Consider the following 13,722-nt stretch of genomic DNA (forward strand, 5'->3'; position numbering starts at 1 on the left):
CCTGTAGGTCGGGAATCCTTTCCCGACCTACAGGGCCCGATCCAGCGTCTTCGTCGGCAAGGGATTGCCGACCGAGTGTGCACGGCATGGGCTAAAACTCGTTATCTGAAAGGAGATGACCGGAACGAGTAACGATAACCGTATCCAATGTTTGAGTCGATACCCTGGCCGTAGGCGCCAACGACTTCCGCCAAGTCTGTTTTGCCGTATGAGCGAGATGAAAACGCTTTAATCCGGTTCATAAGCCAATATCGGAGCCAGCCACCGTTCGGCTTCCCGGAGCGGCAGACCTTTCCGCCCGGCATAGTCCTCCACCTGGTCGCGCCCGATTTTGCCGACATTGAAATATCTCGCTGCCGGATGCGCCAAATACCAGCCGCTGACCGAAGAGGCCGGATACATCGCGAAAGATTCCGTCAGTCGGATGCCGCTATTCCTCTCTGCGGCCAGAAGTTCGAACAGCATGGCCTTTTCCGTGTGATCCGGACAAGCCGGATAGCCGGGGGCTGGGCGGATACCCCGGTATGCTTCCGCGATCAATTGGTCGTTGCTGAACCGCTCGTCCGGCGCATAACCCCAGAACTCGCGCCGAACTCTACGGTGCATCAGTTCGGCGAAGGCTTCCGCGAGCCGGTCGGCAAGAGCCTTGAGCAAGATGCTGCTGTAATCGTCATGATTTGCGGCGAACCGGTCGAGATGCTTTTCGATGCCGTGGCCGGCGGTCACGGCGAAGCCGCCGATGTAGTCGGGTATCCCGCTCTCGATCGGTGCCACGAAATCCGCCAGGCAGTAATTGGGCTGGCCGGGCGGTTTGACGGCTTGCTGGCGCAGGTGGTGAAGGACCATTCGTTGCTGTTTCCGCGCATCGCCGGTGTACAGCACGATATCGTCGCCCAATGCATTGGCCGGGAAGAATCCGACCACTGCGCGGGCGATAAGCCATTCTTCTTCAACCAGGGTTTCGAGCATGGCTCTCGCGTCCTTGAACAAGGTGCGCGCATGTTCTCCGACGACCTCGTCGTCGAGAATTTTCGGAAAGCTGCCGGCCAGTTCCCAGGTATGGAAAAACGGCGACCAATCGATGGACTCGGCGATTTCACGCAACGGATAACGGTCGAAGACCCGAATGCCCAGGAATGTCGGTTGTGGCGGCACATAGTGGTGCCAGTCGCCATGGAAGGCATTGGCGCGCGCGGCGGCGATCTCGTGCATCGGTTTATGCGTTTTCCGTCCCGCGTGGCGTTGCCGCACCTCATCGTATTCACGGCGTGTTTGCGAAATGAAATCGTCCCGCAAATCCTCGCTCAAGAGGCTTCCCGCGACCCCGACGCAGCGCGAGGCGTCGGTCACATACACCGCGGGGCCGCTGTAGTTGGGTTCGATCTTGACCGCGGTGTGGGCACGCGAGGTCGTCGCGCCTCCGATCAGGATCGGCAGAGTGAAATTCAGCCTCTCCATTTCTTTGGCGACATGGACCATTTCGTCCAGAGAAGGCGTGATCAGGCCGGAGAGTCCGATGATGTGGACGTCGTGCTCGCGCGCCGCTTCAAGGATTTTCTCGCACGGCACCATGACGCCCAAGTCGATCACTTCGAATCCGTTGCACTGCAGCACGACGCCAACGATATTCTTGCCGATGTCGTGCACGTCGCCCTTGACCGTCGCCAGCAGGATTCTACCGTTTGATTGAGCTGGGCCGCCGCCTTTTTCCGCTTCCATGAACGGCATCAGGTAAGCGACCGATTTCTTCATGACTCGGGCGGATTTCACGACCTGCGGCAAAAACATCTTGCCGGCGCCGAACAAGTCGCCGACCACGTTCATGCCCTGCATGAGAGGACCTTCGATGACGTGCAAGGGGCGGGCGTATTGCCGGCGGGCTTCCTCGGTGTCCTGCTCGATGAATTCGTCGATACCCTTGACCAGTGCGTGTTCCAGGCGTTTCTCGACCGGCCATTGGCGCCAGGCGAGGTCTTCTTTCTTTTCGACGGCTCCGCCTTCATTCCGGTATTTCTCGGCGATGGAGAGAAGCCGATCGGTGGCGTCCGGATGGCGCGCGAGGATTACATCCTCGATGGCGTCACGTAGTTCTACCGAAATGTCTTCGTAAATCGCAAGCTGGCCGGCGTTGACGATTCCCATGTCCATGCCGGCGCGGATCGCGTGGTAGAGGAAAACGGCGTGGATCGCCTCGCGCACCGCGTTGTTGCCGCGAAATGAGAAGGACACGTTGGAGACGCCCCCCGAAACCAGGGCATGGGGCAGGGTTTCCTTGATCTGGTGTACGGCTTCGATGTAATCGAGGCCGTAACGGTTGTGTTCCTCGATCCCGGTGGCGACCGCGAAAATATTGGGGTCGAAGATGATGTCCTCAGCCGGAAATCCGACTCGCTCGGTGAGAATCCTGTAGGCGCGGGAGCAGATTTCCACTTTGCGCGCGCGGGTGTCCGCCTGGCCCTGCTCGTCGAAGGCCATGACGATGACCGCCGCGCCGTAATGCCGAACCAGCCTGGCGTGGCGGATGAAAGCGTCTTCGCCTTCCTTCAGCGAGATCGAGTTGACGATGCCCTTGCCCTGAAGACATTTCAGCCCCGCTTCCAGGATGTCCCATTTGGAGGAGTCCAGCATCACCGGCACGCGGGCGATGTCCGGTTCCGAAGCGATCAGGTTCAGGAAACGGACCATGGCGGCTTGCGAGTCCAGCATACCTTCGTCCATGTTGACGTCGATGATCTGTGCGCCGTTTTCGACTTGCTGGCGGGCGACGTCTATCGCCTCCTCGTATTTTTCTTCGCGGATCAGGCGCCGAAACACCGCCGAGCCGGTGACGTTGGTGCGTTCACCCACGTTGACGAACAGGGATCCATGCCCGATGTTCAGGGGCTCGAGTCCGGCCAGACGGCACTTGGCTTCCAAGCGCGGAATGCGACGCGGCGGAAAATGCTCCACGGCGTCGCGTATGGCCTTGATGTGCGGCGGCCGGGTGCCGCAGCAGCCGCCCACGATGTTCAGGAATCCCAGTTCGGCCCATTCGGCGATTTCCTTTGCCATGGCTTCCGGGGATTCGTCGTATTCGCCGAATTCGTTGGGGAGACCGGCATTGGGGTGGGCAGAGACATGGGTGTCGGCGATCTGTGAGAGCTCTTCGATGTATTGCCGGAGCTGCTTTGCACCCAGCGCGCAGTTGAAGCCCATGGAAATAGGTTGTGCGTGGCGCAGTGAATTCCAGAAAGCTTCGACCGTTTGACCGGAGAGAGTCCGGCCGGAGGCATCGGTAATCGTGCCGGAGATCATGACCGGCAGGCGCAGCCCGTGCTCGTCACAGTACTGTTCGACGGCGAAGACGGCAGCCTTTGCGTTTAACGTGTCGAATATCGTTTCGATGAGGATGATGTCCGCACCGCCGTCGACCAGGCCTTTCGTGGCTTCGAGGTAAGCGTTTACCAATTCGTCGAAGCCAACATTGCGGAAGCCGGGGTCGTTGACATTCGGGGAAATCGAGGCCGTGCGGTTGGTCGGCCCCAACACGCCGGCGACGAACCGCGGCCGGTCCGGAGTCTTCGCGGACATGGCGTCGACCGCCTGCCGCACCAGCCGGGTTGCGGCCACATTGAGTTCGTAAGCCAAGTCCTCCATGCCATAGTCCGCGAGGCTGACCGTATTGGCGTTGAAGGTGTTGGTCTCGATGATGTCCGCACCCGCTTCCAGGTAAGCGTCGTGAATGGCCCGGATGATTTGCGGCTGAGTAAGGCACAGCAGGTCGTTGTTGCCCTTAAGATCTTTCGGCCAATCGGTGAATCGCTCCCCGCGATAGTCGCTTTCGCCGAGCTTGTAGCTTTGGATCATGGTACCCATCGCGCCGTCCAGGAACAGAATCCTTTCGGAAAGAAGTTGTCTCAGTAGTGCGGTGCGGGCGTTCAAATCGCTCATCGTGGGATCTTCCGAGGTAAGGAAAAATTCGAGCCGGCGTTCGGCGGCAAAGAGTTCTATTTTAGATACAGATGGGCGGGCGATAAACCGGTTCACGCGGAGTAAACCGGCGAATTCCTTGCCTTAAGGAAATGAAAGATGTCAAAATTCGGCTCGCTTTCAATAATAGTGAGCCATTCCGCCGCGCAATGCTTCTTTGGATTTGCGGGGAACAGCCACCGCTACAATACCAGTTCCGGGGAGATAACTATGAATTTTCGAGCTTTCGGCGCAGCCGGGCTGATTTGGCTTGTTGGAGCCATTGGGACGACCGCTCTGGGCGAGGTCCTGCTAAAGGATAACAGTGAAATTATCGGTACCTGGCGTCTCGAGTCGGTGGCACCGGCACTCAATAAACCCAAGATCGATGAGAACAGGACCTGGGAATTCAAGTCTGATGGCACTGTCGTCACGTCGGGTTTCAACCGGCACTTCGGCAAGGAGGATCGCTATGAATGGACCTACAAAGTCGTGGACGGAAAAATCATAGCGGACGATCCGGGCCGGCCGGGGAAAACGATCGATTATATCGTCTACGAAAAGACGTCTGACCAAATGATCCTGAAAGGCGGTATCGAAGGATTCTATTTCTTTAAAAAACAATAATTATTATTAGAGGAAATCAGACATGAACAAGTTTTTGCAGTTCAACAAGAACGACCGAACGATGTGGCTGGGCATACTGGGGTTCAGCACAATCTTTATCGTACTGATGTCCTTGTTTACGACCACATCGCCCTTTTATTATGCGAAGCGGGTCCTCATCACGCTGTTTATCATGTTTCTGCCGGGCTACTCGATCACCAAACTGTTCTTCGACCATTTGGAGTTTACCGAGTATAAGGCGCTCGATAAATTCTTGGTGTCGTTTTTCTTTTCAATAGCCACGGTACAGACCCTGTACTTCATCTCGACCTATGTGCGGACTTACGCTTTCAACGTGGATGAGGAAATGATCAGCAGTAATGCGATCGCGATCGCCATTGCCGTTTTTGTTACCGTGGCTGCTTTCGGCGTTAAATTCTATTTGAACAAAAAGAACACGCCCGCGTCTTAGAGTACGTTCAGTTCAGCAAGTCTTAAAGGAGAGTTATGAGTTCGGGCGATCCCAATTTAAAAAAACCCACGGTATTTCAGGTTGTCGTGAGTGTCATTGCGGCGGCTTTCGGCGTTCAAAGTTCGGCGAACCGTGAGCGCGATTTCGCGGCCGGCTCGGCCAAGGCCTATATCATCGCCGGGATCATTTTTACAGTGCTGTTCGTGGCAGCCGTCATTGCGGTGGTCAATCTGGTGATCAAATCCGCCGGGACTTAGAGCGCGTCGACGGACATGCCTTTCGGAACCCTGTGGGCGTATGCCTCGGGGTTTTTCTTTGTGCGGGACTGAGAGTGTTCGTGGTCCAGACGATCGGTCGACGGATTCCGGGATCCTGGAAACGGCAGTTGAACGCTTGCATGGCATAGCAAAGACGCATGGATTCCGGCCGTTTTGAGTTCGCGCCTTCGGCCGGGGTGGGTCGGCTCAAGCGTTCGTCGGCAATCCTTTGCCGACGAACGCCGTGGCCAGGAGGCGGCGGCAATGGTTGCCGACCTACTCGCGAGTTCCCGTGGGGTGGATATAAAAAGGGTCTAGGATGGCCGATATTCCCAACGATCACGTTACGAACCGGGCCGCCGACTCCACGCCGGACACCGGCTACTGAAGGAAAACGTCCATTTCCGTGTTCAATAGCGTTCAAGCTGTGCGGCGGGTTCAGGTTTGGGTTCCGCCAAGAGCGTACGCTTGACGAAGAAGATGGCTGCGATCGGCATTGCCGTGCCGACGATGGTGACGGTGATGAACAATGCGCCGAGTTCGCTGTAATCGGCGGGAATTTCGACTGTACCCGTGGTCGAGTCGCGGACTTCTCGGGTTATCGTGAAGACCTGGTTCAGGTACTTGGTTCCAAGCTTGGAAAGCGCGAGAGCGAGGTTGGTAAACGCAGCCATGACCGCGAAATAGGTTGCCTTGAGCTTCGCCGGAGCCGAGTTGGCAATCCAGGCCAGCATCGGAATCATGGCGATCTGACCGAGGGGCGATTCGAGCGCCGTATCGATCAAGGCGATGAACCGAGCGTCGACGATGCCGCCGGTGTGAGCCGCCGTCCATTGGTGAAGTCCATAAAACATCGCGATATTCGGCAAAAACAGGATAGCGCCGGCAATGGTCAAGGCGGCGATGATATAGGTGATGGGGCGCTCCGCCATGAACCGGCGGAAGATGAACATGCCAAACAGCGTCAGTACGCTGGCGATTAGCGAAAGCTCGGACAAGAACTGCTGATCGAAGCCGAGTTCGTCGATCATCCACCAGGTCGAACCGGCTCCGGTCGCAGGAATTGCCCTGAATGCGAAAATCACGATGGCCGTGGCGTACAGCTCGTTGCGGGCGCGCTCGGGCAGGTCTCGTGTCAGCTGCCGCAACAGGAAGAGTACGATGGCGAGGGAGCCCGCGAATATGATTTCCTCGTTCATCGGTATGGTGGCAAGTCCCATTCCGGCCGAGAACACGACGAACGCCAGACCGCCCCCCAGAATCCACCAGTTTGCCTCGGGCAGTTCGTCCAGAGGCCTCCCGAGAAGGCGCTCGATCTGGTCCAATTCAAAGCCTTGGGCAGCCAGCCTTTGTGCATCGCGCCAGCGGAAAATCGCAGCCAATGCCACACCCAGAACGGAAACGACCGGGATGATTAGGGCTAGCCGATATATCTGAAGATAAACGGCGGCCTTCTCGAGCTGGCTCAGGGATTCAACGCCGCTGAACAGGTACACGTTGACTGCCGCCACCAGTACCGTCCCGCCGATGATCGCTACTCTGCCCAAGGTCTGCATGGTGGTGTGGGCCAGACGCAGTTGTTTCTCGTCGACCGGTTTTCCTTTACTATCCACGCGCGGCACCGCTTCTACCGTCATGGCGTCCGCCACCGTGTCCTGTATCACGTAGCCGATAGGCCCCAGCAATGCGGAGAGAACGAACCAGGTTTCGATCGGTAGCAGCTCTCGCATGGCGTCCGGGCTGCCGATCAGGCCGATCATGATCAAAACGCTGGCGGAAAGCAGTCCGGCGCCGAGAATGATAAGACCGGACTTGTGGCGCCAGATCAAGTCCACCAGGTGGCCCAGCGGCATTTTCAGGGTCCAGGGCAGCATCATCCAAAAACCCAGGGCGGCGAGAAACTCGGCGGACAGACCGAGATACTCCTTGACGAAGAAAGTGCCGACGATGTCGGTCAGTCCGGAGATGCCGGCAGCCATGTAAACCATGAGGGGCGGGAGATAGCTAAGCCGCATTTGGCGGCCGAGGTCGAGAACGTTGCGGTCGAGCCAATCTTTCCACTGCATAGAAATTCTTCTCCGTCGTCGAATATTTGAAACGATTGTAGAACATGCTGTCGGATGCCCGGAGCCCTTTGAAAGGGAGCAACCTTCCGAATCGTGTCAGGACCGTGGTTTTTCCTTGAGATGCGGTTTACCTCACCGTGCGATTCTGATAGAACCGGCCGGTCGCTCGGATACGACGCGGTGAGCTCCGCGCCGGCAGCGAATGAGAACCTCAAACAAATCTTGAAAAGTATGGAGACCTGCATGAAATCGCAATCCTTGGCACAAATGTTCACGGCCTTCGCATTCGGTGCGTTGGTCAGCGTAATGGCCGCCGAGCCGGTACTGGCGGAAAGCGCCAGCTTCGATCAAGCGCTGGACCAAGCGCTTCAGGGCGATCATCGAGACCCTGCAAACCGTGAACGGGACAAATACCGGCATCCCAAGGAAACCCTGCAATTTTTCGGACTCCGCCCGGATATGACGGTTGTCGAAATCTCGCCCGGACGCGGCTGGTACACCGAAATTCTCGCGCCCGTCCTGCGCGACCGGGGAAAACTCTATGCCGTCGGTTTCGGCCCGGCCCGGCCCGGCCTGCCCGAGTACGCCATCAAGATGCAAACCGCGTTTGAAGCTAAGCTCAAAGCGAGACCCCAGTTTTATGACCAGGTCGTGCTGACTTCGATGCAGAATCCGAAACAAGCCGATTTCGCGCCGCCGGGCACAGCCGATATGGTGCTGACGTTCCGAAACGTACACAACTGGATCGCGGACGGCACCGCCGACGATATGTTTAAAGCCATGTATCGGGCGCTGAAAACGGGTGGTACGCTTGGCGTCGTCGAACATCGGGCCAAACCGGGAACTCTGCCCGAGGAAATCAAGAAAAGCGGATATGTGACCGAAGATCATGTGGTCGCCCTGGCGGAGAAAGCCGGTTTCAAACTGGCGGACAGATCCGAAATCAACGCCAACCCGAAAGACACCAAGGACCATCCGAAAGGCGTATGGACTCTACCGCCGAACTTGCGGATGGGCGACCAAGATCGGGAACGCTACGTTGCTATCGGGGAGAGCGACCGCATGACGCTGAAATTTATCAAATAGACATTCGGGCGGGGCTGGAACGCTGTCACGCTGCGGATTTCGCCAATCTGTTCTCGAATGTCCGGATCGTAAGTCAAGGTCGAGGGGGACGATCCTTGTTCTGCTTGAGCTGCAACCATCGGGTGATGAGCAGTGCGGACAGTACCAGCCAACCGTAAGGGTAGGGAATGGCGCCGATGAGGAAAGCCCCGAGAACGGCTGTGAGCAGCGCTCCCAGCGTCAAAATATAGGTATCCATGGCGACGGATCTCCGAAAGCCGGGGAAACTGACTTATGTTAGACCGCGCCGAACGGCAGGAATAGCGATCGAGGAAAAGTGGCATGATCCGCGGCGGCGACCGAACGCCAGCTTTGTCGGCAGGAATAAGGATGCGTTTCAGGAAAAACCGGCACCAATCATCGGGAACCGGACGAGCGGCCCGTATGAAGCTTACGGGATGCGGGATTTAACGAGCTCCGAATTCCGCATTTCGTTGCGCTTCATACGGGTTGCAGCTTTGGGCTCGAGCCGGGTGAGATCAAAACGGTTCCTTGAACGGGCGCAGGTCGAGTTCGTGCGTCCAGGCACTGCGTTGCTGCTTGTGCAAAAGCCAGTAGGTGTCGGCGATGGCATCGAGATCGAGCAAGCCATCCGCGCCTTTTTGCGCGACGAACTCTGTAAAGGCGTTGCGGGAACGCTCGCCATTGATGACGCCGTCGATGATCACATGAACCACGTGAATGCCCTGCGGCCCGAATTCGCGTGCCATGCCTTGGGCAAGCGCCCGGAGCGCACTCTTCGCTGCGGCAAAGGCAGTGAACGGAGGACGGGCGCGTAGCGAGGCGCTGGCTCCCGTGAAAAACAGAGTCCCGTGCCGCTGACGGGTCATTATCCGTGCGGCTTCCCGCCCCACCAGAAAGCCGGCGTAGGCATTCTGCAGCCAGAGCTGCCGGAACATGTCGCCGCTGGTTTCCAGCAGCGGCGCCCGCTGATTGCTGTCCACGTTGCAGACGACGATGTCCAGCTCGCCCGGATCTCCCGAGACGCTATCGAACAGCGATATCACCTCGCCTTCGACCGTCGCGTCGGTTGCTATCGGAATCGCTTGGCCGCCCGCGGCACGGATTTCCATCGCGATTTGCTCCAGTTTTTGAGGGGTACGGCCGGCGACATAGACCTTGAGTCCCTCGCGCGCGAAACGGCGGGCGAGGGCGGCTCCCAAGCCTTGGGACGGACCTACTCCGATCACGACGGCTTTACGGTCGTTCATGTCAAGGTACTCGCTCTATTGGTTAAGTCCGCGCGAAGATCAAACCGAAGTTATTAGCCGGCATGTTGACCTTCTCCCTTAGGCTCAGGGCATGAGTGCTCGCCGCTTTCTCCAGGTCGGCGATGTCCTTTAAGCCCCATTCGGAAACCCCGGCTGAACGGATCATCTGATCGAACTCCTGGTTCGACTCAGTGGTGTATTGGCCGTGGTCCATAAATGGTCCGTAGATGAACAGGAAGCCATTTTCGCTCAATAGCTGCGAGGCGCATTTCATCATGCCGTCAGCGACGGAAATCGGGGCGACCTGGAAGATGTTGATGACGAAAATCACGTCGAACGTCCGTTCGTTCGGGTCTGGCCAGGTTTCCTCGCGGGTCAGATCGAGCTGGCTCGGCCGTGCGACGTTTTTGACTTGGTTTTCCCAAGTGACGCGCATGATGTTTTCCAGGGCGTGCTCGTTCAGATCGGTCGGGTGGAACGTCAGATGCGGGAAATGAGGTGCGAAATAGTTGATGTGCATGCCGCTCCCGCTGGCGAATTCCAAGACGTTGCCCGGTGAGGTCGGGAATTTCTGTTTGAATACTTCCAGGATCGGGTCCCGGTTGCGATGTCCGGCCCAGGATACGTATGGACTTAAGGGATGCGGATCGAGAGGTGGTCGTTCTAGAGACATGATAAAGATCCTCGTGGAATGTTGTTCTTGCGATGTTTGTTATAGGGTCGGGTTTGCGTCCGAGATGCGGACGCGCAGTCGTACGCACTTTGTGTGCCAGCATTGCTTGGCTGTCAATGTCCAATGATATCAATGTATTAAGACATTTTTACCGGGTCCTATTTGAAATGGTTTTTCAAAGAATGAAAAATGATTTCTCGATCTGGAAAACTGGTTTAGGCTGTTGAACCCGTGATGCAATCGGTGTGTCGTTCATGAACCCGGCGAGCTTTTCCCAACTGACTCCCATAGGATTTCTCCAGACCTTCGTGATCGAACTGATGGATCTTTGCGAGGAGTCGGGCACCGCGCAGGCGGAGCAGATCATCGAGCGGATTGCTCGCAGCGCGGGCCGGTTTTTCGAGGAGACATTCCGTGCCGAATTCGGTCTCGACCAGGCCTTGGATCGAGAGCGCTACGCGGATTTGATCATCGGACTCAAGAATAAGATCGGAGGCCATTTTTCCTTGGTTTCGAGCGATGCGGACTGCATTCGGGTGGCCAGCAGCAGTTGTCCCTTCGGCGAAGGGGTGAAGAATTCGCCGGAATTGTGCCGCATGACGTCCGGCGTCTTCGGTGCCATCGCGGCGCGCAATTTCGGCTACGCCAAAGTCGTACTGGAACGGCGAATCGCACTGGGGCACGAGGGCTGTGAAGTGGCGGTCCATTTGAATCCCGGGACTGCAGCGGGGTTGCCGGGCATCGAATATCGGGACCGACGGGAACGCGTACCGGATCAAACTGTTGAAAGCGACCTCCAGGCCCGCATCGAGGAACGCATGCACCGAATATGGTGCCAATTGGGTAGGCGCTGCCAGCAGCTCCCCGGCGTCGAGCGGCCGGCTATCGTAGCGCGTTCGCCCGCCATGCAGGAAGTTTTGCGCGCGGTGGAAATCGTGGCGCCCACGCCAGCTACAGTGTTGATACGGGGGGAAACCGGGGTCGGCAAGGAGCTGGTCGCACGGGCCATCCATGCGATGAGCGAACGCTGCGAAAAGGCTTTCATCGCGGTGAATTGCGGAGCGATTCCCGAAGGCCTGGTGGAGAGCGTACTGTTCGGCCACGAAAAGGGCGCGTTTACCGGGGCGGTCGAGATTCATCGGGGTTATTTCGAACGGGCGGACCGCGGGACCTTGTTCCTGGACGAAGTGGATTCCCTGACCCCGCCGGTACAGACGAAATTGCTACGGGTACTGCAGGAAGGCGAGCTGGAGCGGGTGGGCGGGCACCGTACCTTGAAAGTCGACACCCGCATCATTGCCGCTACCAACTGCGATCTGGAACATGCGATGGCCGAGGGGAGCTTCCGCAAGGACCTGTACTACCGCATCAACGTCGTTAAATTGGCGATTCCTCCGCTTTCCGAGCGACCGGACGACATCCCCCACCTGGTCGACCTGATTCTGAAACGTCTCGTCGCGCGTTACCGGAAACCGGTTCAGGGAGTAACGCCGGAACTCATGGAGCGGTTACGGGCGTATTCATGGCCCGGCAATGTTCGGGAACTGGAAAACGTTTTGGAAAGGGCGGTATTGTTCGCGCAAACTACTCTCATCGGCGACGCCGAACTCGGACCGAACCGCACTTTTCCTGTCGAAAGCGGCTGGAAGGCGATTCGCAAGCAGGTCCTGGAGCGCGCGGAACGCGAATACCTCGAGCAGTCGCTGAAGCAATTTCAAGGCGATGTCAACCGGGTGGCGGAATGGATGGAACTGACGCCGCGCGCGGTCTATCTCAAGCTGAACGAACTCCGCATCGATCCGTCGCTGTTCCGACCGCACAGGTCCAGAATCATCAAGGATCGATAGACCGCTTTTTGGCCGGGATAGATCCGGAAAAGCCCATCCAATGAACATATCTGACGGAGTCGAATCATGAGCACATCCTATCCTTGGCACCTGGAGGGTGACTACTTCGAAGCGTGCAACTGCGAAGCAGCCTGCCCGTGCGTGTGGTTCAACCCTCCCAGCGAGGGAGACTGCAAGCTGCTGGTTGCCTGGCACATCGACAAGGGGCATTCGGAAGACATCACGCTGGACGGACTCAATACCGTTTTGGCCTGTTATGCGCCGGGACACATGAAGGAAGGCAACTGGCAGGCGGCACTTTATGTGGACGAGCGTGCGGATGCTTCTCAGTCGGACGCACTGGTCCGTATTTTTTCCGGACAGTCCGGCGGACATCCGGGTTTGCTGGCCGGATTTATCGGCCAGGTGCTCGGTGTAAAGCACGTCCCCATGACTTATGAAAATCTCGGCAAGGAGCGGCGCCTGCTGATGTCCGACGTCGCGGAAATGAGCATCCGCGCCATCGACGGCATCGCCGGGGGCGAAGCTACCATTGCCAATCCGCCGCTATGCGTGGTGCCGTCTCATCCGTCCGTCGTGGCAAAATCGGAGGTGTACCGTTATCGGGACTTCGGTTTCAACTGGGAGTTCTCCGGGCGCAACGGCTATTTCTCGCCCTTTGTATATCACCCCTAGTCAAAAGCCTTTTCGGTGAGGATTTCGAAGAACTCTATCCAGGGGCCGCTGATCGCCGCGGGCTTAAGCGCTGCCACGATCGCCGCGTGGTGGGCGCTTTATCGGCAGCAGGCGGCAATGAACAGCTTGCCCATGGAGGGGATGTGGATGCCGCCCACCGGTACTTGGCGTTGGTCCTTGAGCGACTTCGGCCTGACCGCGTCGATGTGGCTGATCATGATGCTGGCCATGATGCTTCCGGTGGTTACGCCGATGGTGCTGCTGATAGCCCGGATCGGCCGAGGGCGGCCGCAGGAAGCGCGCATCCATCTGCCGGCGTTCATACTGGGCTATATCCTGTTGTGGATGGCATTCGGAATTGTCGCGACTCTGCTCCAGTGGCAATTCCACGGTTTGAACTGGCTGACGCCGATGATGGACAGCCGAAGTCCGAAGGTATCCGCAGCCGTTTTGCTGGTGAGCGGCCTTTATCAGTTCACGCCATGGAAAATGGCCTGTCTGAGTCACTGCCGCACGCCCATGGGATTCCTCCTCAGCCATGGACGGCCCGGCTGGCGCGGCGGGCTGCGACTGGGTTTGCATCACGGTCTATTTTGCGTCGGTTGCTGCTGGGGAGAAATGGTGGTGATGTTCGCCGTGGGCGTCATGAATGTTCTATGGATGGGCCTGATTACCCTGGCGATTCTGGCCGAACGCTACCTTCCCGGCGCGCAGGAAAGCGTCCGCAAACTCATCGGATACGGGTTGATAGCCTGGGGCTGCGTATTGGGGCTGTAAAGCAGGACACTTTGAAAAAGGGCCGGGTTCCAGTCTCAATGGCCGTTTCGTTTCTTTTGCTGCAA

Annotated in this window: 12 protein-coding genes; 7 read left to right on the forward strand and 5 right to left on the reverse strand. The window is 57.7% G+C overall.

What is annotated here, in order from left to right; genetic code table 11:
• Positions 1-228: 228 nt before the first annotated feature.
• Positions 229-3,930, reverse strand: coding sequence for a methionine synthase (gene metH, locus sS8_RS01900; RefSeq protein WP_119632568.1), 3,702 nt, complete (start codon positions 3,928-3,930; stop codon positions 229-231).
• 138 nt (positions 3,931-4,068) lie between these two features.
• Here metH and sS8_RS01905 point away from each other — a divergent pair, with 138 nt between their 5' ends.
• Genes sS8_RS01905 through sS8_RS01915 form a run of 3 tightly spaced genes read left to right on the forward strand, consistent with a single transcriptional unit; the run spans position 4,069 to position 5,283 of the window.
• Positions 4,069-4,575, forward strand: a complete 507-nt coding sequence (locus sS8_RS01905) for a hypothetical protein (RefSeq protein ID WP_232020478.1) — start codon at positions 4,069-4,071, stop codon at positions 4,573-4,575.
• Positions 4,576-4,597: 22 nt separating this feature from the next.
• A complete protein-coding gene (locus sS8_RS01910; RefSeq protein WP_119628179.1) occupies positions 4,598-5,026 on the forward strand; it encodes a hypothetical protein in 429 nt (142 codons plus the stop codon).
• A gap of 35 nt (positions 5,027-5,061) precedes the next feature.
• The gene (locus sS8_RS01915) at positions 5,062-5,283 is read left to right on the forward strand and encodes a DUF2970 domain-containing protein (protein ID WP_119628180.1); all 222 of its coding nucleotides are present in this window, start codon (positions 5,062-5,064) and stop codon (positions 5,281-5,283) included.
• Between the two features lie 410 nt (positions 5,284-5,693).
• Here the strand turns inward: sS8_RS01915 and sS8_RS01920 are convergent, their stop codons facing one another.
• Positions 5,694-7,349 (reverse strand): MFS transporter, encoded by a 1,656-nt coding sequence (locus sS8_RS01920; protein ID WP_119628181.1) that lies wholly within the window; start codon positions 7,347-7,349, stop codon positions 5,694-5,696.
• 243 nt (positions 7,350-7,592) lie between these two features.
• Between sS8_RS01920 and sS8_RS01925 the strand changes: the two genes are divergently transcribed.
• Positions 7,593-8,435, forward strand: coding sequence for a class I SAM-dependent methyltransferase (locus tag sS8_RS01925; protein WP_170160912.1), 843 nt, complete (start codon positions 7,593-7,595; stop codon positions 8,433-8,435).
• Between the two features lie 73 nt (positions 8,436-8,508).
• Here sS8_RS01925 and sS8_RS27885 read toward each other — a convergent pair whose 3' ends face one another.
• The 3 genes from sS8_RS27885 to sS8_RS01935 form a co-directional block, all read right to left on the reverse strand.
• Positions 8,509-8,673 carry a hypothetical protein gene (locus tag sS8_RS27885; RefSeq protein WP_170160913.1) on the reverse strand — a complete coding sequence of 55 codons (165 nt, stop codon included), beginning with the start codon at positions 8,671-8,673 and terminating at the stop codon, positions 8,509-8,511.
• 280 nt (positions 8,674-8,953) lie between these two features.
• On the reverse strand, positions 8,954-9,685 hold the full coding sequence (locus sS8_RS01930; RefSeq protein ID WP_119628182.1) for an SDR family NAD(P)-dependent oxidoreductase: 732 nt from the start codon (positions 9,683-9,685) through the stop codon (positions 8,954-8,956).
• 22 nt (positions 9,686-9,707) lie between these two features.
• Positions 9,708-10,358 (reverse strand): DUF938 domain-containing protein, encoded by a 651-nt coding sequence (locus tag sS8_RS01935; protein ID WP_179952393.1) that lies wholly within the window; start codon positions 10,356-10,358, stop codon positions 9,708-9,710.
• Between the two features lie 254 nt (positions 10,359-10,612).
• On the opposite strand from sS8_RS01935, the gene sS8_RS01940 reads away from it, so the two are divergent.
• From sS8_RS01940 to sS8_RS01950, 3 genes are all read left to right on the forward strand, one after another.
• Entirely contained in the window at positions 10,613-12,205 is a 1,593-nt protein-coding gene (locus tag sS8_RS01940) for a sigma 54-interacting transcriptional regulator (RefSeq protein WP_119628184.1), read from the forward strand.
• Between the two features lie 66 nt (positions 12,206-12,271).
• Entirely contained in the window at positions 12,272-12,880 is a 609-nt protein-coding gene (locus sS8_RS01945; RefSeq protein ID WP_119628185.1) for a DUF1326 domain-containing protein, read from the forward strand.
• A 15-nt stretch (positions 12,881-12,895) separates the two neighbouring features.
• Positions 12,896-13,657, forward strand: a complete 762-nt coding sequence (locus sS8_RS01950) for a DUF2182 domain-containing protein (RefSeq protein ID WP_145986382.1) — start codon at positions 12,896-12,898, stop codon at positions 13,655-13,657.
• Positions 13,658-13,722 lie beyond the last annotated feature (65 nt).

The sequence above is a fragment of the Methylocaldum marinum genome (genome assembly GCF_003584645.1).
GTDB lineage: Bacteria > Pseudomonadota > Gammaproteobacteria > Methylococcales > Methylococcaceae > Methylocaldum > Methylocaldum marinum.